The 21,582-nt window shown below is 71.8% G+C and carries 20 protein-coding genes; 14 read left to right on the top strand and 6 right to left on the bottom strand.

Annotation, left to right across the window (positions count from 1 at the left end):
• A complete protein-coding gene (locus ASG04_RS17765) occupies positions 1-1,581 on the bottom strand; it encodes a hypothetical protein (RefSeq protein WP_235515414.1) in 1,581 nt (526 codons plus the stop codon).
• Here ASG04_RS17765 and ASG04_RS03235 point away from each other — a divergent pair.
• From ASG04_RS03235 to ASG04_RS03200, 9 genes are all read left to right on the top strand, one after another.
• The gene (locus ASG04_RS03235; RefSeq protein WP_235515413.1) at positions 1,543-2,289 is read left to right on the top strand and encodes a hypothetical protein; all 747 of its coding nucleotides are present in this window, start codon (positions 1,543-1,545) and stop codon (positions 2,287-2,289) included. The two genes, ASG04_RS17765 and ASG04_RS03235, sit on opposite strands and share 39 nt — an antisense overlap.
• A gap of 31 nt (positions 2,290-2,320) precedes the next feature.
• Entirely contained in the window at positions 2,321-3,295 is a 975-nt protein-coding gene (locus tag ASG04_RS03230) for an HAD-IIA family hydrolase (RefSeq protein WP_056120306.1), read from the top strand.
• A 10-nt stretch (positions 3,296-3,305) separates the two neighbouring features.
• Positions 3,306-3,464 carry a hypothetical protein gene (locus ASG04_RS17265; protein WP_156463495.1) on the top strand — a complete coding sequence of 53 codons (159 nt, stop codon included), beginning with the start codon at positions 3,306-3,308 and terminating at the stop codon, positions 3,462-3,464.
• 55 nt (positions 3,465-3,519) lie between these two features.
• Positions 3,520-4,446 (top strand): TlyA family RNA methyltransferase, encoded by a 927-nt coding sequence (locus ASG04_RS03225; RefSeq protein WP_082517757.1) that lies wholly within the window; start codon positions 3,520-3,522, stop codon positions 4,444-4,446.
• The gene (locus ASG04_RS03220) at positions 4,443-5,372 is read left to right on the top strand and encodes an NAD kinase (RefSeq protein ID WP_056120049.1); all 930 of its coding nucleotides are present in this window, start codon (positions 4,443-4,445) and stop codon (positions 5,370-5,372) included. Before ASG04_RS03225 ends, ASG04_RS03220 begins: the two co-directional genes overlap by 4 nt.
• Positions 5,369-7,063: a DNA repair protein RecN gene (recN, locus tag ASG04_RS03215; RefSeq protein ID WP_056120048.1), complete on the top strand. Its 1,695-nt coding sequence runs from the start codon at positions 5,369-5,371 to the stop codon at positions 7,061-7,063. The genes ASG04_RS03220 and recN overlap by 4 nt, the downstream gene beginning before the upstream one ends.
• Positions 7,064-7,244: 181 nt before the next feature.
• Positions 7,245-8,966, top strand: coding sequence for a CTP synthase (locus tag ASG04_RS03210; protein ID WP_082517756.1), 1,722 nt, complete (start codon positions 7,245-7,247; stop codon positions 8,964-8,966).
• Between the two features lie 192 nt (positions 8,967-9,158).
• Positions 9,159-9,728 carry an NUDIX domain-containing protein gene (locus tag ASG04_RS03205; protein ID WP_056120042.1) on the top strand — a complete coding sequence of 190 codons (570 nt, stop codon included), beginning with the start codon at positions 9,159-9,161 and terminating at the stop codon, positions 9,726-9,728.
• Positions 9,729-9,740: 12 nt separating this feature from the next.
• The gene (locus tag ASG04_RS03200; RefSeq protein ID WP_056120301.1) at positions 9,741-10,733 is read left to right on the top strand and encodes a site-specific tyrosine recombinase XerD; all 993 of its coding nucleotides are present in this window, start codon (positions 9,741-9,743) and stop codon (positions 10,731-10,733) included.
• A 17-nt stretch (positions 10,734-10,750) separates the two neighbouring features.
• Here ASG04_RS03200 and ASG04_RS03195 read toward each other — a convergent pair whose 3' ends face one another.
• Positions 10,751-11,197 (bottom strand): DUF2510 domain-containing protein, encoded by a 447-nt coding sequence (locus tag ASG04_RS03195; protein WP_056120039.1) that lies wholly within the window; start codon positions 11,195-11,197, stop codon positions 10,751-10,753.
• 98 nt (positions 11,198-11,295) lie between these two features.
• Positions 11,296-12,327: an LLM class flavin-dependent oxidoreductase gene (locus ASG04_RS03190; RefSeq protein ID WP_056120036.1), complete on the bottom strand. Its 1,032-nt coding sequence runs from the start codon at positions 12,325-12,327 to the stop codon at positions 11,296-11,298.
• Positions 12,328-12,382: 55 nt separating this feature from the next.
• Here ASG04_RS03190 and ASG04_RS03185 point away from each other — a divergent pair, with 55 nt between their 5' ends.
• Positions 12,383-12,715, top strand: coding sequence for a TraR/DksA family transcriptional regulator (locus ASG04_RS03185; RefSeq protein WP_056120033.1), 333 nt, complete (start codon positions 12,383-12,385; stop codon positions 12,713-12,715).
• A gap of 99 nt (positions 12,716-12,814) precedes the next feature.
• Positions 12,815-13,237: a TIGR02611 family protein gene (locus ASG04_RS16975; RefSeq protein ID WP_235515412.1), complete on the top strand. Its 423-nt coding sequence runs from the start codon at positions 12,815-12,817 to the stop codon at positions 13,235-13,237.
• A gap of 367 nt (positions 13,238-13,604) precedes the next feature.
• On the opposite strand, the gene ASG04_RS03175 is transcribed toward ASG04_RS16975, so the two are convergent.
• Positions 13,605-14,852 carry an MFS transporter gene (locus ASG04_RS03175; RefSeq protein ID WP_056120030.1) on the bottom strand — a complete coding sequence of 416 codons (1,248 nt, stop codon included), beginning with the start codon at positions 14,850-14,852 and terminating at the stop codon, positions 13,605-13,607.
• Positions 14,853-14,977: 125 nt separating this feature from the next.
• Between ASG04_RS03175 and ASG04_RS03170 the strand changes: the two genes are divergently transcribed.
• Together ASG04_RS03170 and ASG04_RS03165 are read left to right on the top strand one after the other, a co-directional pair.
• A complete protein-coding gene (locus tag ASG04_RS03170; protein ID WP_056120027.1) occupies positions 14,978-15,349 on the top strand; it encodes an ArsR/SmtB family transcription factor in 372 nt (123 codons plus the stop codon).
• Positions 15,346-16,962 (top strand): methyltransferase, encoded by a 1,617-nt coding sequence (locus ASG04_RS03165; RefSeq protein WP_056120023.1) that lies wholly within the window; start codon positions 15,346-15,348, stop codon positions 16,960-16,962. Before ASG04_RS03170 ends, ASG04_RS03165 begins: the two co-directional genes overlap by 4 nt.
• Before the next feature lie 38 nt (positions 16,963-17,000).
• On the opposite strand, the gene ASG04_RS03160 is transcribed toward ASG04_RS03165, so the two are convergent.
• Entirely contained in the window at positions 17,001-17,864 is an 864-nt protein-coding gene (locus ASG04_RS03160; protein ID WP_056120019.1) for an NAD-dependent epimerase/dehydratase family protein, read from the bottom strand.
• 160 nt (positions 17,865-18,024) lie between these two features.
• Entirely contained in the window at positions 18,025-18,618 is a 594-nt protein-coding gene (locus ASG04_RS03155) for a TetR/AcrR family transcriptional regulator (RefSeq protein ID WP_056120016.1), read from the bottom strand.
• 306 nt (positions 18,619-18,924) lie between these two features.
• On the opposite strand from ASG04_RS03155, the gene ASG04_RS03150 reads away from it, so the two are divergent.
• Positions 18,925-21,252 carry a glycoside hydrolase family 3 protein gene (locus ASG04_RS03150; RefSeq protein WP_414835817.1) on the top strand — a complete coding sequence of 776 codons (2,328 nt, stop codon included), beginning with the start codon at positions 18,925-18,927 and terminating at the stop codon, positions 21,250-21,252.
• The last annotated feature ends 330 nt before the right edge of the window (positions 21,253-21,582 follow it).

Raw genomic sequence — 21,582 nt, 5'->3', positions numbered from 1 at the left:
TCAGCGCCGATGGTACTGCAAGGGGGACCTTGTGGGAGAGTAGGACGCCGCCGGACTCAACGTAAGAAGATGTGGCCATCGGCCCTCCATCGAGAACTCGCAGGGGAGACCCTCGTTCTCGGTCGGGGCCGGTGGCCATTTCTGTTTTCCCAGACGTACGACGGGGTCGACGTCCGAGCCCGTCCGTGATGGACTGGGACGACTGCGGGCCACGGACGGCGCACACACAACGACACAGCGGACGATCGCCGGCGCAGACGCTCCGGCACGCGATGAGGAGCAACAACGGTGGCGAACGACGACGAGCGGCGGAACGACCGCAACGACGACCGCGGGGGACGTCCCCCTCGTCGCGACGGGGATCGTCCGGGCGGGCGCGGTGGCGACGCAGGTGCTGGTCGTGGCGGTTGGTCGTCCGGTCCGCGCGAGTTCGAACGGCGTGAGGGCGAACGACGTGATCGGCCGCAACGCGACGGTGATCGGCCGTCCGGTTCCGATCGTCCTGCGCGGGACAGCGCCGCCGGCCGTGGCTTCCGCGATGGTGGACAGCGGTCGGATCGTTCGAGCGGTCCGCGCGGGGATCGTCCGTCGTACGGCTCCGATCGGCCGCGCCGTGACGGAGATCGTCCCGCCTACAACTCGGACCGTCCGCGTCGCGATGGGGATCGTCCGTCGTACAACTCTGATCGTCCTCGCCGTGACGGTGACCGTCCCGCCTACAACTCGGACCGTCCGCGTCGCGATGGGGATCGTCCGTCGTACAACTCCGATCGGCCGCGTCGTGATGGGGATCGTCCGTCGTACAACTCCGATCGGCCGCGTCGTGACGGTGACCGTCCGTCGTACAACTCGGACCGTCCGCGCCGCGACGGTGACCGTCCGTCGTACGGCTCGGATCGGCCGCGTCGCGATGGGGATCGTCCCGCGTACAACTCGGACCGTCCGCGCCGTGATGGGGATCGTCCGTCGTACGGCTCTGACCGGCCGCGTCGTGATGGGGATCGTCCCGCCTACAACTCGGATCGTCCGCGCCGCGATGGGGACCGTCCGTTCCGCGGAGGCTCTGACCGGCCGCGTCGTGACGGGAATCGTCCCGCCTACAACTCCGACCGTCCCCGTCGCGATGGTGACCGTCCCGCGTCCAACTCGGACCGTCCGCGTCGCGACGGTGACCGTCCGTCGTACAACTCCGAACGTCCCCGCCGCGACGACGACCGTCCGTTCCGCGGCAGCTCTGACCGGCCGCGTCGTGACGGTGATCGTCCCGAGCGCGGGTCGTTCAACACCCGTGGCGGCGGCAACGACCGTCCGCGCTTCGGCGACGGGACTCGCAGTCCCGGGGCCCGTTTCGGCGAGGCCGCCCGTAATGACTGGGAGGACCGTGACCCCTACGGCACGAAGTCGATCCGCCCGCGCCATGAGGACCCCGAGATCCCCGAGGAGGTCCAGGCGCGTGACCTGCACCCGCAGGCCCGCGCAGAGCTGAAGACGCTCAGCAAGGACAACGCGGACTGGGTCGCCCGGCACCTCGTCACCGCGGCCATGTACGTCGACGACGACCCGGCGCTCGCGAACCAGCATGCACTGAGCGCGGCCCGTCGTGCCGGTCGCGTTGCCGTCGTCCGTGAGACGGCTGCCATCACCGCCTACCGCCTGGGGGACTTCAGCACGGCGCTCCGGGAGCTCCGCACCTATCGCCGCATCTCCGGGCGCAACGACCAGCTGCCGATGATGGTCGACTGCGAGCGTGGTCTGGGTCGCCCGGAGCGCGCACTCGAGCTCGGACGGTCGGTCGACCGCGCGGCACTGGAGCCCGGCGTGCAGGTCGAGCTGGCGATCGCGATGTCCGGCGCCCGGATCGACCTCGGGAATCCCACAGCCGCACTGGGCGAGCTGGAGATTCCACAGCTCGACCCGTCGACGGCCTACAGCTGGTCGCCGGCGCTCTACAGTGCTTACGCGGCCACGCTCGAGGAGCTCGGTCGCCAGGACGAGGCCGACGAGTGGTGGGTGCGCGTCGACCGTGCAGCCGAGGCCCTCGCCGAAGCTGCTGACGAAGACTCTTGGGAGACAGTGGATGTGGTCGAGGAAGAAGTCGAAGGACACGACGAGTTCGACGAGCTCGAGCCCGCAGGACTCGACGAACCCGCAGGACTCGACGAACCCGGAGAGCCCGATCAGCTCGCACCCCTCGGCGAGCCGGAGCCCGAACTCGACGAGCCCGACGACGACCTCGGCGAGATCGACGAGGACAACCCCCGCGACGTCGACGGCTCCGCAGCCGGCTGACACGCCGCGGCCGCCCACGGACGGCGTCGACCTGGTCCTCACCGACCTGGACGGCGTCGTCTACCGGGGCCGCAACGCCATCCCGCACGCGGTGGAGTCCTTGACGCGGGCTTCGCTGACGGCCCGGGTCGGGTACATCACGAACAACGCCTCGCGGAGGCCCTCCGACGTCGCCGAGCACCTCGAGCGCTACGGCCTCGAAGTGACGCCGGACGACGTCGTCACGAGCTCGCAGGCGGGTGTGCGACTCCTCGAGACGCTCGTCCCCGCTGGTTCGACCGTCCTGGTGATCGGTGGCATCGGACTGACGAGCATCGTCGAACAGGCGGGCTTCACGGTGACCGCGAGCGCCGACGACGCACCTGCGGCGGTCATCCAGGGGTTCTCGCCGGACCTCGGATGGCAGCAGCTGGCGGAAGCCTCGTTCGCCCTCGCGGATCCGCAGATCCCGTGGGTCGCGACGAACATGGACTGGTCGATCCCGGTCGAGCGCGGGATCGCACCGGGCAACGGGACGCTCGTGTCCGCCGTGCACCAGGCGGTCGGGCGGATGCCGGTCGTCGCGGGCAAGCCGGAACGACCGATCTTCGACGCGGCACTGGCACGCTTCGGTGGCGAACGGCCGCTGTTCATCGGGGACCGCCTGGACACCGACATCAAGGGAGCGAACGACGTCGGCATCCCGAGCGTGCTCGTCCTGACGGGCATCGACCAGGCGAAGCAGGTGCTCGCGGCTGATGCGCGCTCGCGGCCGACCTTCGTGCTGCGGGACCTCCGCGGGCTGTCCGAGCCGTACCCGGTGACGCATCGGCACGAGGCCGAGGACGGCACCCGGTTCGTCAGCGTCGGTGAGTCGACGGTCAGCATGCGCCGGCACGTCGTCAAGGTCGAGCAGGCGGGCGACGACCCCATGGACCTGCTGCGCGCCGGTGCCGCGGCGATCTGGGACTCCGGCCTGGCCATCTACGGCCTCGACGTCGACCCTGCGCTCCACGGCGGCGAGTAGCGTGTCGGACGTGTCAGACACCCCCACGCAGCAGCCGGACGACAGCGATGTCGCACGTCGTGCGCGAGCGGCTGAGGACCTGCCGCTGCCGGAACGGGCTGATGCCTTCGCGGGCCTGCACGACGAGCTGCGGACGCGGCTCGAGAGCGGTGGCAACGCGAGTGTCTGAGCGTCACCTGCCCGGTGCTCACGGCACGGGGCCAGACGTGCCTGCCTCCACGCCGATGACCGATCCGGCACCCGCGGCCGGGACGACCGACCCGGCACCCGCGGCCGGCACGACCGACCCAGCACCCGCGGCCGGGACGACCGACCCGGCACTCGCGACTGACCTGGCTCCCGCGGCCGCCAAGGCCGTGCGACTCGACGCCGCCGTCGCCGCTCGCGGCCAGGCCAAGTCACGCACCGCTGCCGCCAAGCTCATCCTCGAGGGCAGGGTCAGCATCGACGGGGTCCCGGTCATGAAGGCCTCGACCCCCGTCACCCCAGACACCGCGATCCAGGTGGACGCCGGCGACGACTGGGTCTCCCGTGCGGCGCTCAAGCTCATCGGCGCGCTCGACGCCTTCGGGCTCGACCCGACAGGCCGTGTCGCACTCGACGTCGGCGCCAGCACGGGTGGGTTCACGCAGGTGCTCCTCGCCCGCGGGGCCCAACGGGTGGTGGCGCTGGACGTCGGCCACGGCCAGCTCGACCCGGTCGTGGCGATGGACGACCGCGTCGCCGTGGTCGAGGGTGTCAACGCGCGGAACCTGACGGCCGAGGACTACCTGGCGCTCGACCCCGCTGCCGCCGACACCACGCTCGTCGTCGGGGACCTGTCGTTCATCAGCCTGCGGATCGTGCTGCCCGCCCTGGCCGAGGCCGTGCCCGCCGACGAGTACGTGCTGCTCGTGAAGCCGCAGTTCGAGGTCGGCCGCACCGGTGTGCGCGAGGGCATCGTCCACGATGCCGACCTGCGGAACGACGCGCTCATGAACGTGCTCTGGGCGGCGTGGGACCTCGGCTTCGGGACGGCTGGTCTCATCGCCTCACCGATCATCGGGACCCACGGCAACCACGAGTACCTCGCGCGTCTCCAGCGTGGCGCAGGGTCGAACCCGACAGAATGGATCACCCGCGCGACCGAACTGGCAGAAGGAGCCCCATGAGCGACGAACGGCACATCCTGCTCGTCTCGCACACGGGCCGACGTGACTCGATCGACGCTGCGGTCGAGGTCTGCGACCTGCTGAACGCCGCGGACTTGACGCCGGTCATGCCCTTCGACGAGTACGCCGACATCCGTCGTGCCGAGGCCTCGGTCGGCAAGGTCGACATCCTCGGGGTGGACGTGCAGGCGGACGACCTCGAGATCGTCATCGTCCTCGGCGGTGACGGCACGATCCTCCGCGCGGCCGAACTCGTGCGCGGGACCCGCGCGCCGCTGATCGGTGTCAACCTCGGCCACGTCGGGTTCCTGGCCGAGAGCGAGCGCGACGGCCTGGCTGAGACCGTCCAGCGCGCCCTGGCCGGCGAGTACAACGTCGAGGAGCGCGTCGCCCTGCAGGTCGACGTCGTGGTCGGGCACGAGACGGTCTACTCGTCGTGGGCGCTCAACGAGGCCACGATCGAGAAGGCCTCACGGGAGCGCATGCTCGAGGTCGTCACCGAGGTCGACGGCCGTCCGCTGTCGTCGTTCGGCTGCGACGGCGTCGTCGTGGCGACCCCGACCGGCTCGACCGCCTACTCGTTCTCCGGCGGCGGGCCCATCGTGTGGCCGGACGTCGACGCGATCCTCATGGTGCCGCTCAGCGCCCACGCCCTGTTCTCGCGGCCGATCGTCGTCGGTCCCGACCGTGTGCTGGCGGTCGAGGTGCTCCGGCGCACCAGTGGTGTCGGCGTGCTGTGGTGCGACGGTCGACGCACGCACGACCTGCCCCCGGGCGCTCGCGTCGAGGTCCGGCGGTCGCCGGAACCGGTCCGGGTCGCGCGGCTCAAGGACGCGCCGTTCACCGACCGGCTCGTCGCCAAGTTCCAGCTGCCCGTCTCGGGGTGGCGTGGTCCACAGCACGACGACGAGGACGGCGCCCTGTGATCGAGGAGATCCGCATCTCCGACCTCGGTGTCATCGGCGACGCCACGCTCGAGCTCGGCCCCGGGTTCACCGTCGTCACGGGCGAGACCGGCGCCGGCAAGACCATGATCGTGACCGCGCTGGGGCTGCTCCTCGGTGCGCGGGCCGACGCGGGCTCGGTGCGCCGCGGTGCGTCGAGTGCCGTCGTCGAGGGTCGCTGGGACGTGCCCGACCACGCGGCAGTCGCCGAACGGGTCGAGGACGCCGGTGGATCGGTCGAGGACGGCGAGCTCATCCTGACCCGCACGGTGTCGGCGGAGGGCCGCAGCCGCGCCACGGTCGGTGGCCGGACTGCGCCGGTCGCGGTGCTCGGCGAGCTCGCCGACCAGCTCGTCACCGTCCACGGGCAGTCCGACCAGATCCGCCTGACCTCGTCGACGGCGCAGCGCGCGGCGCTCGACGGCTTCGGCGGGGCCGCCGTCGAGAAGGCCCTCGCGGCGTACGTCACCGCGTACGACGCCTGGCAGCAGCACGCGGCCGACCTCGAGACGCTGACCCGCGACCGCGAAGAACGGCTCGCCGAGGCCGCCCGGTTGCGCGACGCCTCCGACGAGATCGAGGCCGCTGCGCCCCAGCCGGGCGAAGACGACGAGCTCGCCGAACGCGCCGAGCGTCTCGGGAACCTCGAGGAGCTCCGGTTGTCCGCAGGGCTGGCGCACGAGGCGATCTCGTCCGAGTCGCTCGACGGGGCCACCGACGTCATCGGTCTCGTCGAGGCCGCACGACGGGCCATCGAGCGGGTCACCGGCGCCGACAGCACCCTGCAGCCCGTGCTCGAGCAGCTGACCGAGCTCGGCATCCAGGCGAGCGAGGCCTCGGCCAGCCTGTCGAGCTACCTCGGCTCCCTCGAACCCGAGGCCGGACACGACCTCGAGCGCATCAACGAACGTCGCGCCGAGCTGTCCTCGCTGATCCGCAAGTACGGCGGGACGGTCGACGACGTCATCGCCTACGGACAGCGCGCCAGCGACCGGCTGCTCGAGCTCGACGGCGACGACGACCGCATCGTCGCCCTGCAGCAGGCCGTCGAGCAGGACGAGGCGACGCTCGAGGCAGCGGGCACGACCTTGACCGCAGCGCGGACCAAGGCGGCGAACGACCTGGCGAAGCGCGTCACCGCCGAGTTGCGGACGCTCGCGATGGCCGGTGCGACCCTGGTGGTCGAGGTCACCGACGCGGGCGAGTACCGCCGGCACGGCCGCGACCAGGTCGCCATCCTGCTGCAGCCGCACTCGGGCACCGACCCCCGCTCGATCAGCAAGGGTGCCTCCGGCGGTGAGCTCTCGCGGGTGATGCTCGCGATCGAGGTGGTGATGGCCGGCAGCACGACGGTCCCCACGTTCGTGTTCGACGAGGTCGACGCGGGCGTCGGCGGTGCGGCGGCGATCGAGATCGGACGACGGCTGGCGAAGCTCGCCGAGCGCACCCAGGTCATCGTCGTCACACACCTGGCGCAGGTCGCGGCGTTCGCGACGAACCACCTCAACGTCGTGAAGGACGCCAGTGGTGCCGTGACCTCGTCGAGCGTGCGGCGCCTCGAGGGCGACGACCGGTTGCAGGAGATGGCTCGGCTGCTCTCCGGCCTGGGTGACAGCGCGAGCGGCATGGAACACGCGCGCGAGCTCCTCGCCGTCGCGGCGCAGTCCGCCTGACCGGCACNNTGAGCCGCCTGACGGCCATGAGCAGCGCCTGAGCCGCCTGACGGCCATGAGCAGCGCCTGAGCTGCCTGACGGCCGCGAGCGGCGCCCGACGCCCGACCACCCGCCGGGCGGACACGCGCGCGGGGGAGGTGGGTCGCGCCTCCCGGCAGTTCTGACGTACGATGGAATCCCGTGGCGGACTCTTCCAGCGGTACCCAGGCAAACACGCAGAACACCACCCCGAAGGTGACGAAGCAGATCTTCGTGACCGGCGGGGTCGTCTCGTCGCTCGGCAAGGGCCTGACGGCAGCCAGCCTCGGCAACCTCCTCACGGCTCGCGGTCTGCGGGTCGTCATGCAGAAGCTCGACCCGTACCTCAACGTGGACCCGGGCACGATGAACCCGTTCCAGCACGGTGAGGTCTTCGTGACCGACGACGGCGCCGAGACCGACCTGGACATCGGGCACTACGAGCGTTTCCTCGACATCAACCTGTCGCAGGCGGCCAACGTCACGACCGGGCAGGTCTACTCGACGGTCATCGCCAAGGAGCGCCGCGGCGAGTACCTCGGCGACACCGTGCAGGTCATCCCGCACATCACCGACGAGATCAAGCGCCGGATGCGCGAGCAGGCCGAGAACGACCCGCAGCCCGACGTCATCATCACCGAGGTCGGTGGCACGGTCGGCGACATCGAGTCCCAGCCCTTCATCGAGTCCGCGCGGCAGGTCCGTCACGAGCTCGGCCGGAGCAACGTCTTCTTCGTGCACGTTTCGCTCGTGCCGTTCATGAACGCCTCGGGTGAGCAGAAGACCAAGCCGACGCAGCACTCGGTCGCCGCGCTCCGCTCGATCGGCATCCAGCCCGACGCCCTGGTGCTCCGCAGTGACCGCCCGGTGTCGGAGTCGAACAAGCGCAAGATCGCGCTGATGTGCGACGTCGACGAGGACGCCGTGGTCAACGCCGTCGACGTCCCGTCGATCTACGACCTGCCGACGCTGCTCAACAGCCAGGGCCTCGACCAGGTCATCGTGGACGCGCTGCACCTCGACGCGGGTCCGGTCGACTGGACCTCGTGGAACCCCGTCCTGCAGGCCGTGCACGAGCCCAAGAAGGACGTCACGATCGCGCTGGTCGGCAAGTACATCGACCTGCCCGACGCCTACCTGTCCGTGACCGAGGCACTGCGCGCCGGCGGGTTCGCCCACAACGCGAAGGTCACGCTGAAATGGGTTGTCTCCGACGACTGCACCACCCCCGAGGGCGCCGCCAAGCAGCTGGGCGACGTCGACGGCATCTGCGTCCCCGGCGGGTTCGGCGTGCGCGGGATCGAGGGCAAGCTCGGGGCGCTCAAGTTCGCGCGCGAGAACCACATCCCCACGCTGGGACTGTGCCTCGGCCTGCAGTGCATGGTCATCGAGTACGCCCGCCACGAGGCCGGTCTGGTCGACGCGTCGAGCTCCGAGTTCGACCCGCAGACCCCGACCCCGGTGGTCGCGACCATGGCCGAGCAGGTGGACATCATCGCCGGCGGCGACCTGGGCGGCACGATGCGACTGGGGCTCTACCCGGCGCACTTCACCGAGGGCTCGCTGGCCGCCGACCTGTACGGCGCACCGGAGGCGTCGGAGCGGCACCGTCACCGCTACGAGGTCAACAACCGGTACCGCCAGCAGATCGCGGACGCCGGCCTGGTGTTCTCGGGCACGTCGCCCGACGGTTCCCTGGTGGAGTACGTCGAGCTCGACCGCGCCGAGCACCCGTTCTACATCGGCACGCAGGCGCACCCCGAGCTGCGCTCGCGGCCGAACAACGCGCACCCGCTGTTCGCCGGACTGGTCGGTGCTGCGATCGTGCGCAACGAGTCGTCCCGTCTCTTCGACCCGGAGACGGAGTCGGTGGAGGTCGCGTAGTCGACGTCACCACGTGACGGACGGGAGGCTCCCCACCGGACCGGTGGGGAGCCTCCTGTCCGTCTGTGGTCGCGCCCACCGCGCGCAGGAGGTCGAATCGCGCGTGGTGGGTCGGAAGGTCCCACCGGCCGTGCGCGATCCGACTTCCCATCGCGTGTGTTGTGGGACAGAAGGCACTGGTTGGATGGGGTCGTGACCGACGCACCCATCGCTGACGAACCCGCCTCCTCCGCCGTGACCGAATCGGCGCTCGTGTACGAGGGCGCCGTGTGGGACATCCGCCGGGACACCGTCGCTTACGGCGGCGGCAGCATGGTGCGGGAGTACGTCGACCACACCGGCGCCGTCGCGGTCTGGGCCGAGGACGCCGAGGGGCGCGTGCTCGTCATCCAGCAGTACCGGCACCCGGTGCACCTGCGGGACTGGGAGCTGCCGGCGGGACTGCTCGACATGGCGGGCGAGGACCACCTGACCGCCGCCAAGCGCGAGCTGGCGGAAGAGGCCGACATCGAGGCGGACACGTGGGAGCCGCTGGTGCGGTACAACACCTCGTCGGGTGGCAGCAACGAGTTCATCCAGATCTACCGCGCGCGGGACGTCCGGGCGACCCCGACGGCCTTCGAGCGCGAGGCAGAGGAGGCCGACATCGTCGCCCGGTGGGTGCCCCGCTCCGAGGTCGTCGCCGGTGTCCTCGACGGTCGGTTGCAGAACTCCGCGCTCATCGTGGCAGCGCTCGCCGTGGACGCGATCGAACGCGGCTAGCCTGCTGAGGTGATCCCGCTCGACCGTGCCACGGAGACCTACCTGCGGCACGTCGCCATCGAGCGGGGGCTGTCGCAGCACACCCTGGCGGCCTACCGGCGCGACCTGTCCGCGTTCGGGGAGTGGATCGCCACGCAGCCGGTCGTCGACTCCGCGGGTGCCGACCGTGCCGGCGGGGCAGCGGTGGTGGCCGACGTCGGGCGACTCGCACGCGCGGACCTGGCCGGGTTCGTCTCGTACCTGGCGACTCGGCCCCAGGGGCCGCTCGCGCCGCGGTCCGTCGCACGGATGCTCAGCTCCGTGCGGTCCTTCGCCACGTTCGCCGCGAGTGAGGGCTGGCTGCCGCTGGACCCGGGTGCTTCCGTCCGCCCGCCGAAGGCACCGATGCGGCTGCCCAAGGCGATCTCGGTGCACGACATGGAGCGGCTGCTCGGCGCGGTCGAGGGCGACGACCCCGTGCAGCTGCGGGACCGGGCACTGCTCGAGCTGCTCTACGCCACCGGTGCGCGCATCTCCGAGGCCGTCGGGCTGTCGGTGGACGACGTGACGACGCTGTCCGTGGAGGACGAGTCCGCCGACCTCGACACCGACGTGTCGGTCGTGCGGGTCACGGGCAAGGGCAACAAGCAGCGGATCGTGCCGCTCGGCAGCTACGCGCAGGCCGCGGTCGACGCGTACCTGGTGCGGGCGCGACCGGTGTTCGCGGTGCGGGGTCCGTCGACGCCGGCGCTGTTCCTCGGGGCACGGGGTGCTCGGTTGTCGCGGCAGAGTGCGTGGCTCGTGATCCAGGCGGCGGCGTCGCGGGCTGACCTGACCGACCACGTGTCGCCGCACACGTTCCGGCACTCGTTCGCGACGCACCTGCTCGAGGGCGGCGCGGACGTGCGGGTCGTGCAGGAGCTGCTCGGCCACGCGAGCGTCGCGACCACGCAGATCTACACGATGGTGACGGCGGACATGCTGCGGGACGTGTACCAGACGTCACACCCGCGGGCGCGGCGGTAGCGCCGGGCTGGCGTTGGTCAGAACAGCGCGGTGGCGGCGCTCAGGGCGACGAGGCCCGTGCCGAGGGCGACCACGATCGCGGACGCCGCGACGCTCCGCGCCAGGACCCGCCAGCGTCCCGTCGCGCCCGGGCGGACGATGCCGACCGCCCCGGCGAGGACGGCGAGGACGCTGAACGCTCCCCACGGGTTGAGCACGAGGGACGCGATCGCGAGGACCGCGGCAGAGACCGCGAACGCGCAGAGCCGGCGGGAGGTCGCGGCGCCGTAGGCCCAGGTGTGCCGCTCAGTCGGCGGGGTCATCACCGAGAACGACGGTCCCGTCGGCGTGGCCACGACCGGTGCCGCGACGGGATGTCGCGCCGGGAGGGGCCGCGTGCCGTCACCCCAGGCGCGCCCGTCCCACCAGCGGAGACGCGATGCGTCCCGGGGGTCCGGGAACCACCCGGCGGCCGGCAGTGTCACGGAGCGCTCCTGAGGACGAGGGGACGGTGCGCCCCGACGCTACGGGGAGCGAGCCACCCACCCCAGTCCCAACCCGGGTGTCGGCAGGAAGGGGGACGTCAGGCCAGGGCAGGCGCTGCGTCCACCTCGCGCATCACACTCGCGACCGCCGCGAGCATCCGGGCGTTGAAGTCCACGCCGAGCTGGTTCGGCACGGTGACGAGCACGGTGTCGGCAGCGCGGACCGCGGCATCGGCGGCGAGCTCAGCCACGAGCTCCTCCGGCTCACCGATGTACGAGCGGCCGAACCGTGCCAGCCCGCCGTCGAGGTACCCGACCTGGTCGGAACCCTCGACCTGCGCCCGGACACCGAAGTAGTGCCGCGACTCGTCGTCCGTGATCGGGATGATGCTGCGGCTCACACTGACACGCGGCGTGCGCTCCCAGCCAGACTCGGCCCAGACGCGGCGGAAGCGCTCGATCTGCTCCGCCTGCAGCTGGTCGAACGGCACTCCGGTGTCCTCGGTCAGGAGCGTCGACGACATCAGGTTCATGCCCTGCTCGGCGGTCCACTCCGCGGTGGCGCGGGTGCCGGCGCCCCACCAGATGCGGTCGCCGAGGCCGTCGGAGAGCGGCAGGATCGGCAGCGATCCCTCGGCGCCGGTCATCTGCGGGTTCGCGGCCGCCATGGGTTCCCCGGCGATCGCGCGACGGAAGACGTTGGTGTGCGACCGAGCCAGGTCGGCGCCGTTCGGGTCGGACTGCTCGGGGACGTACCCGAAGGACTGGTAGCCGGCCTGGGCGGTCTCGGGTGACCCCCGGCTCACGCCGAGCTGCAGCCTGCCGCCCGAGATGAGGTCGGTGGCGGCGGCCTCCTCGGCCATGTAGAGCGGGTTCTCGTAGCGCATGTCGATCACGCCGGTCCCGATCTCGATCCGGCTCGTCTTCGCCGCGATCGCCGACAGGAGCGGGAAGGGTGCCGCCTGCTGCTGCGCGAAGTGGTGCACGCGGAAGTAGGCGCCGTCGACGCCCGCTTCCTCGGCGGCGACGGCGAGGTCGATGCCCTGCAGCAGTGCCTCGCGGCCGCTGCGGACACGGGACCCCGGCACGTCGCGCCAGTGTCCGAACGACAGGAACCCGATCTTGGTCATGTCGATGCGAACGCATCCGAGCAGGCGTCCATTCCGTCGGACTACGGTCGTCGCCATGGACGACCCCCGTGCGGCACTGCTCGACGAACGCAGCCGGTCCGTGAAGCTGCTCGCGGACGTCGAGCGGAGCATGCGCGACGTCAGTGACGCCCGCGACGGGGCGAACACGGACGACGAGCACGACCCCGAGGGGGCGACGCTGGCGTGGGAGCGGGGCTCGCTCGGGGCGGTCCGGGACGATGCGCGTCGTCGCGTGGAGCAGGTCGACGCCGCGCTCGCGCGGCTCGACGAGGGCACCTACGGGATGTGCGTCGTCGGCGGCGAACCGATCCCGGAGGCCCGGCTGGCGGCCGTCCCGTGGGCCGCGACGTGCGTCGCGCACGCTTGACGGGCCTCCCGTCCGGACGTCGCTGACCGGTTCTGCTCACCCGGCCGATCGGCACCTGCTGCGCCGCGGATTCCCAGCCGCGGGCCCTAGCGTTCGAGCATGGACGGCGAGCAGGACGACCGCACTGCGGGTGCAGTGGACGGCGTGCGTCGGCACCGCTTCCAGTGGTTCCACGACATGCGCGCCTGGATCCACGCGCGGCCGCACGTGCACCTGTTCTGGAAGGTGTTGATCGGCATCGTCGGCGGGCTCGTCGTCGTGATCGGACTCATCCTCGTTCCGCTGCCCGGCCCCGGGTGGCTGGTCGTGTTCATCGGCCTGACGATCCTGGCGAGCGAGTTCCACTTCTTCCACCGGATCATCACGTGGCTCCGCGCCCAACTGCACCGTTTCTGGGACTGGGCGAAGTCGCACGGGCCTGCGTGGCTGCGTCGCGCGGCCGACCGGGGCAAGGCGGACGTCGACTCCGCGCACGCCGAGGCCGGTCGCAGCATGCGGCGCCCGCCGCGGCCGACGCACTAGGCGGGTCGCGCGGCGGTCGGGGCGGCAGGGTCGCCCGAGTCGGCACGGTGCGAGGTTGGTGGCCGGTGCGGCGTTGGTTGCTCGGTGCGGGGTTGTTGCCGGGCACGGGGCCTTCAAGCTCGCACGGGGCGTGGACCTCGCACGGTGCGCAGACCTCGTACGTTGCTTCGGGCGGGGGAGCACGGTGCGAGGCTGGTGGCGGGTGCGGCGCTCCTTGCTCGGTGCAGGGTTGTTGCCGGGCACGGGGCGGTCAACCTCGCACGGCGCGCGAACCTCGCACGGTGCGCATCGCGTGCCGAGCACGGTGCGAGGTTGGCGGCGCGCGAGCACCGTGCGCCGAGGGGAGACCACGGGGCGTCAGCGGCGGCTACTCAGCCGTGCGGATCGACCCGGTCGCGGTGCGCTCGAGGACCTCGGACGCCTGCTGCTCGACGCTGGCGGACGAGCGCGACACGAGCTGCAGCACGAGGGCCACCGCCGCGGCCAGCACGATGAACGCCCCGTACCCGGCGATCACGGGCACGAGGCCCACGGCCGGCTCGAGCAGCCCGCCGATCACGGCCGGGACCCCGAACGCCAGGTAGCTGACGACGTAGATCGTGGAGAGCAGCCCCGCACGGTGCGTGGGTGCCGCGGTGGCGAGCAGCATCCGCAGCGGCGCCTGGAACCCGGCGCCGAACCCGACCCCCGCGACGGCGCTGCCGACGACCAGCCCGGGCAGCGAGTGCGCGAACACGAACGCCACGGTGACGATCGGACCCAGGATCAGGGCGACCAGGCCGATGAGCACGCCGATGCGAGCGTCGACCCGTTGGATCGCGAGCCCCGTCAGCGCGCCGATGCCCGTGACGACCGCGATGAGCGCACCGGCGGCGAAGTGGTTCTCGATGCCGAACACCTGCCCGAGCGCCGAGGGGACGAGCGACAGGAACAGGCCGCCGAGCGCCCAGCTCGCGATGAGTGCCCCGGCGACGCCACGGAACAGCGCACGGGACGACCGCGGCACGGAGATGGTCGGGCGGAGGGAGCGCAGGGCGCCCGGGCGGCGCTGCACCTGTTCGGGGACGATGAACAGCGCGAGCACCATGAGGAGCAGCAGCGCCCCGAACAGGACGTAGACAAACTGCTCGGGAGCGGGGCCCCACTCGACCAGGGCGCCGCTCGACATCGCGCCGGCGGCCAGCGCGAACGGCGGGACGGCGCCGTTGAGCACGCCGGCCAGCGTCGGGTGCCGCTGCAGGGAGTTGTCGATGAGCGCGGCCCCGAGGGCACCGATGAGCAGACCCACCGAGACGCCCTGCAGGATGCGGTCGACGATGAGTGCGCCGAGGCCGTCGGCGCCGGAGAACAGTCCGAGCGACAGGGTGAGGGCGAGGCCGCCCACGACGAGCACGGGCTTGCGGCCGACGTGGTCGGACAGCCGCCCGGCGACGAGCAGGCTCCCCAGCAGCCCGGCGACGTAGATCGCGAAGACGCCGGTCAACATGAGCGGCGTCAGGTGCCACTCCGCCGCGTAGACGGGGTAGATCGGCGACGGGACAGCCGAGGACGCGAGTGCCACGAAGAGCATCGCCGCGATGATCCAGAAGCCGGCGACCGAGCGGGCTGACTGCATGAGCGCACCTTCCGTGAGTGGCTGTGTACGACGGGAGTCGTACGGCACCGGTACCGCATTGGTACCGCACCCGCCCTGTACGACGCAAGTCGTACTGTGAGGTGAACGGTGGTAGCGTCCCGTGCATGCCCGAACCCGTGGAGCTGGCCGCACCGGAACGTCTCCCGCAGCCGACGGCGGCCGAGATGGACCTCCCGGTCGTGATGGACGCCCTGTCCGACCCGATCCGTCTGGCGATCCTGCACCGGTACCTGGTCGACGCCGCCGGTGGCGAGCGCTCGTGCGGGTGGGTCGGGATCGACCGCCCGAAGTCCACGCTGACCCACCACTTCCGCGTGCTGCGTGAGGCCGGGCTCCTCGAACAGCACCTCGAGGGACTCACCCGCGTCAGCCGGGTCCGCGCCGACGAGGTCGAGCAGCGCTTCCCGGGTCTGCTGGACCTGGTGTTCGCGTGGCAGGTGCCCGCAGCACTGCTGCGCGAGGACCTCGGCGCATGAGCCACGTGCTGCCCGACGTCGTCGCCGACGTCGCCATGACCGATGCCCTGCGCGCCGACCTGACCGCCGCCGGGTTCACCGTCGAGGGCGTCGACGCGCTCTGGGGTGCCGACGCGGCCGCGGCCCTGCACCGCGGCAACCGGATCGCCGCCGTCCGCGGCGCGCGCGAGCGGCTGACCGAGGCGCTCCTGCCGCGGTACACGCTCGCCGAGCTCTTCGTGCTCGGCGTGCGCGTGCCCCGGAGCCACGCGGACCGTGCCCTGCCGACCGTCGGCGTCGACGCGCTCGTGGGTGCCGGACTCCTCCGGCTGGAGCCCGCGCTGGTCCGTCCCGAGGCGTTGGTCGACCAGAGCGACCCGGAGCGGATCGCCCACCTGACCGAACCGAACGTGGTGCCGACGGTCGACCTGCGCCCGTACGCCTTCGTCGACGACGCGGGTGCCGGCAGCTGGTGGATCATGTCGGACCTCGGGGAGCTCGCCCTCGGCGCAGCCCTCGACGAAGAGCACGTGCTCGGCATCGGCGGCGCCACCACCACGCTGAGCGGTCTGCAGGTCCCCGTGCCCGTCCACCGGGTGCTCGACCTCGGCACCGGCTGCGGCATCCAGGCGATGCACGCCCGACGCTTCGCGGACGAGGTCGTCGCGACGGACATCTCCCGCCGTGCCCTCGACATCGCGCGCTTCAACGCCCAGCTGAACGGCATCGACGGCATCGACTTCCGCCTGGGCTCGCTGTTCGAGCCCGTGGCGGGCGAGCGCTTCGACCGGATCGTGTCGAACCCGCCGTTCGTCATCACGCCCCGCACCGAGGGCGTGCCGTCCTACGAGTACCGCGACGGCGGGATGGTCGGCGACGCGCTCGTCGAGACCGTGCTCACCGGGCTCGCGGACCACCTGACACCGGGTGGCACCGCGCAGCTCCTCGGCAACTGGGAGTACCACTGGGGCGTCGACGGGCTCGACCGCGTCCGCGCCTGGTTCGCGGGCACCGACCTCGACGCCTGGGTCGTCGAGCGGGAGCGCCAGGACCCGGCGACGTACGCCGAGACCTGGATCCGCGACGGCGGCACGAAGCCCGGCACCCCGGAGTTCGACCGCCTGGTGGCGGCCTGGCTCGACGACTTCCAGGCGCGCAGGGTCACCGGGGTCGGCTTCGGCTACGTCGTGGTCCGGAAGGTCCCGACGGGAGGCACGGTGCAGCTCCGCCGCTTCGAGCGCGTCCCCGAGACGCTCGGCTCCAACCCCGCGGGGCTCGGCGCGACGGTCGCCCGGGTCCTCGACGCGGCGGCCTGGCTCGCCGCGCACGACGACGCGGCACTCGCGGCCGCACACCTTCGGGTCGCGGGCGACGTGACCGAGGAACGCTACTACTGGCCGGGCAACGACGACCCGACGGTCATGACCCTGGTGCAGGGCGGTGGCTTCGGTCGTCGGGTCGACGCCGACACCGCGCTCGCGGCGTTCGTGGGTGCGTGCGACGGCGAGCTGTCCGTCGCGGCCATCGTCGGCGCACTGGCGCAGATCACCGGGCTCGACGAGCAGGCGCTGGCGGCGGACCTGCTGCCCGCCGCCCGCGACCTGGTGCTCGACGGGCTGCTGCTGCCCGCGTGAACCCGACTCGCGCCGACGTCAGCAGCCCGTCCCGCTGATCACGAGCGGTGGTCGCGCCAGGAGTGCTGCGGGTCGTAGCCGAGGAGCTCGCGGGCCTTGTCGCTCGACAGCAGCGAACTGACGCCGTCGATGTCGCTGCGGCGTTCGATGTCCGGGACGAAGCGCTCGACGAGTTCGATCGTCGGGGTGTCCATCACGGTGTCGGGGCTGGCGATCACGAAGGCCTCGAAGCCGGTGAGCTCGCTCTCGAGGGCCTTGCGCACGGCCTGGGCGCCGTCGCGGCTGTCGATGTAGGACCACAGGTTGAAGGTCTTGGCCTCGGGGGTGGCGTCCCACGGGTACGACGGGTAGTCGGTCTCGTCCATGACGTTCGAGAACCGCAGCCCGATCATCTTGAGCGTCGGGTCCCAGCGGGTGAAGTGGCGGGCCATCTCCTCTTCCACGGCCTTGCCGAGGGAGTACGAGGACTGCGGCCGGACCGGGAAGTCCTCGTCGACGGGCAGGTAGGGCGGGTGGTGCTCGCCCATCGGGATGCCGAGCAGCGTCTCGCTCGAGGCCCAGACCACGTTCGTGATCTTCGCCGCCCGGGCAGCGTGGAAGACGTTGATCGACGCCGTCACGTTGTTCGTGATGAGCGCGACGTCGGGCACCTGACCCGGCGCCGGCACCGCGGCGAGGTGCACGACGGCGTCGACCGAGTCGTACCGGTCGTCGACCCCGAGCAGTGCGTTGAGCACCTGCCCGTAGTCCGTCAGGTCGATGCGGACGAACTGCACCCGCTCCGGCTTGTCGGGGAACGGCACGCGGTCGAGCAGGACCACGTCGTACCCGTGCTCGTCGAGGTCGCGCACCACCGCTCGTCCGAGCTTGCCACTGCCGCCGGTCACCACTACGCGTGTCATCGCGTCTCCGCTCATCGTCGAGTCGGGCTCTCGCCCGTGCCTGTTGGCCGGTCCCATCCTGCCGTGCGGGCCCTGGGCGCGACCAGGCACTGGCGGTACCTGGCTCGCCGGGACCGCACCGGGCCTCCCGAGCGGTGGGACGGGCTGACGGCGCGACGCGCTAGGACGTCGCCGCGGCGACCTGTGCGACGGCCAGGCGCGTGACCAGCTCGACGTGGGTCGCCATGTCGCGCGACGGGTCGAAGAGCCACTGGATCTGCATGCCGTCGGAGACGGCGAGCAGCACACTCGTCAGCTGCTCCGGGTCGATGTCCGAGCGGAGCCGTCCGTCCTGCTGCATCGCGCGGAAGTCGGCCGCCATGGTGCGGCGGGAGTTCGCGTAGCGCTCGCGGAAGTAGGCGTGCGCGGGGTGCTCCGGGTCGGTGGCTGCCGCTGCCGACAGGTTGACGAACATCTGCACCAGCCCGGGGACCTCGGCGTTGTGCCGGACGATCGCCGACAGCAGCTCGCCGGGGTCGTTCGCGTGCCACTCGGCCGCGTTGTCGATCTCGTCGCGCCGCCGGAGTATCTCGACCCAGAGGTCGTCCTTCGAGTCGAAGTAGTGCAGCAGACCCGCCTGCGTCAGGCCCACCGCGTCGGAGATGTCCTTGATGCTGGTCCGACGGAAGCCCTGGCGTGCGACGAGTTCGAGCGCCACGGTGAGGATCTCCTCCCGCTTGGCGATGCCCTTGGCGTACGAACCCCGTCGTGTCATGGCAGGACTGTACCGCCAGGACTCCGCCGTGAAAACCGAGCCTGGTACGGTTTTGCTGCTAGCCTCAGCGGAGTCGCCGTCGACGGTCCGGGAGCACTGGTCCCACGGCGTGACCCACCCGCTGGAACGAGAGGACCGATCACCGTGACGACCGTCGAGAACCTGGGCTCCGCCTCCGCTCCGGAGCCCCTGGACGAGCGCATCGACGCGCTCGTCGGGCGCCTGAGCACCGAGCAGAAGGTGCAGCTGCTCACCGGCCGCGACTTCTGGACGACCTGGCCGGTCGACGAGATCGGGCTGCGGCCGATGCTCATGTCCGACGGTCCGTCCGGCGTGCGCGGGGAGGTCTGGGACGAGCGTGACCCGTCCCTCAACCTGCCCTCGGCAACGGCACTGTCGGCGAGCTGGGACCGCGCGATCGCGAAGCGCTACGGAGCGGCCGCTGCCGTCGAGGCCCGCCGCAAGGGCGTCGACGTCGTGCTCGGCCCGACGATCAACCTGCACCGGTCCCCGCTGGGCGGCCGGCACTTCGAGGCGTTCAGCGAGGACCCGGTGCTCACCGGCGACCTCGCCGCGTCCTACGTGGCGGGCGTGCAGGAGAACGGCGTCGCGGCGACGCCCAAGCACTACGTCGCGAACGACTACGAGACCGACCGCTTCACCGCGTCGACCGAGGTGTCCGACCGGGCGCTCCGCGAGCTGTACCTGCTGGCGTTCGAGAAGGCCGTCACCGAGGCACACGCCTGGGCGCTCATGTCCTCGTACAACGGCATCAACGGCGTGACCGCGTCCGAGAACGACCTGCTCGAGACGCCGCTCAACTCGGAGTGGGGCTTCGACGGCATCGTCGTGTCCGACTGGACCGGGGTGCGCTCGGTGGCTGCGGCCAAGGCGTCGCAGGACGTCGCCATGCCCGGACCGAACCCGTGGTGGAGCGAGGGGCCGCTGCTGGAGGCCGTGCGGTCCGGGGACGTGCCGATGGCAGCCGTCGACCGCAAGGTGCACCGCATCCTGACCCTGGCCGCCCGGGTGGGAGCACTCGAGGGGTTCGACGCGGTGGCCGCCACCCCGGGGAACGTCGAGGACGGCATCGCGTTCGTCCGCGAGGCCGAGGCCGAGGGCACCGTCCTCGTCCGCAACACCGGCCTCCTGCCGCTCGCCGGCCCGGACGACGCCGCTGCCCCGACCCGCATCGCGGTCATCGGGCACAACGCCGACCAGGCGCGCACCCAGGGCGGGGGATCGGCGACGGTCGTGCCGTCCTCGGTGGTCTCGCCCCTCGACGGCATCCGCGCGGCGTACCCGGCGGCGACCGTCGAGTACGCCATCGGTGCCGTCGTGCAGGAGGGCATCGCCGAGTTCCCGCTGTCGACGATCACCAACCCGGGCACGGGGGAGCCCGGCGCCCGCGTGGCGTTCGTCCGCGACGGACAGGAGCTGTACGTCGAGGACCGGCAGGCGACCGCGCTGTTCTGGTTCGGCGGCGACGCCCCGACGCGCGAGGCGGACCGGCTCGACATCACGACCACGTACACCGCGCAGTCCACCGGGACCGTCCGGATCGGCATCGGCGCCGCCGGACGCTCGCGGATGTGGGTCGACGACGAACTCGTGCTCGACGAGGACGTGCCGTACGAGGGCGACCAGCTCGGTGCTGCGTTCCTGAACCCGCCGGCGCGCTCGGTGCCCGTCCGGGTGACCGAGGGCCAGCCGGTGGCGATCCGCATCGAGCACGACGTGGTGCAGGACGAGACGCTCGGCGGGGTGCTGGCCTACCAGTTCGGCACCGAGCCCTCGGACGACGACCCCGCCGTGCTGGTCGACGCCGCCGTGGCCGCCGCACGGGCCGCCGACGTCGCCGTCGTCGTCGTCGGCACGAACTCGAAGGTCGAGTCCGAGGGCTACGACCGGACCTCGCTCGCCCTGCCCGGGCACCAGGACGAGCTCGTCGCGGCGGTCGTCGCCGCGAACCCGCGCACCGTCGTGGTCGTCAACGCCGGGTCCCCGGTCGAGATGCCCTGGCGCGACGACGTGGCCGCGGTGCTGCTGACCTGGTTCGGCGGGCAGGAGTACGGCAACGCCCTGGCCGACGTCCTGACCGGCGCGCGCGAGCCCGGCGGGCGCCTGCCCACGACCTGGCCCGTCGCGATGGCCGACGTCCCCGTGCTCGACGTGACCCCGGTCGACGGCAGGGTCTCCTACGACGAGGGGGTGCACATCGGCTACCGGGCATGGCTGCGCGCGGGCGTCACACCCGCGTACCCGTTCGGCCACGGCCTCGGCTACACGACCTGGACGATCGAGGACGTCACGGCGACGCCGTCGGTGCGCGCGGGCGGCGAGGTCGTCGTGACCGCGGTCGCCACGAACACCGGGGACCGGGCCGGCAAGCAGGTCGTGCAGGTCTACGCCTCGCGGGCGACGTCGTCGGTCGACCGTCCGGTGCGCTGGCTCGTCGGGTTCGCCCCGGTGCGCCTGGGCGCGGGGGAGTCCGCCGAGGTGTCCGTCACGGTGCCCGCGCGGGCCTTCGCGCACTGGGACGGTGCCTGGGTCTACGAACCGGGGGCGGTCAGGCTGCACGTGGGGACCTCCGTCGCGGACGAGGCAGGGACCGCGTCGGTGGACGTGTTCTGAAGGTCCGTCCGGTTTCCGCGCTGGGCGGAGTGCTGTGGGTAACATGTCTCCAGCGTCAGGCGGCTGGTTACCGTCGGCGTGCGCACCGCCATGGGATCGCCGAGCGAGCGACACGGCCTCCTGATCCGGCCGACGGAGCCCCGGTGGTCCCGGTGCGTCAGATGCGCCCCCGCGTTCTCGCGGGGGCGCATCGTTGTTCCGCGTCCGATGATCCCGATTTGCTGAGTAGCAGTCGATTGTGCGGTGACAAACGACGCGAAGAGTGGAACGATGAGTGCACCATCTCGGACGGATCAGGGACGAGATGGTCATCCGGCGTGAGGCCACCGG

It is taken from the genome of Curtobacterium sp. Leaf183 (assembly GCF_001424385.1).
GTDB lineage: Bacteria > Actinomycetota > Actinomycetes > Actinomycetales > Microbacteriaceae > Curtobacterium.
The sequence above is the reverse complement of the archived record's forward strand: the minus strand, read 5'-3'. Positions and strand labels throughout refer to the sequence as shown.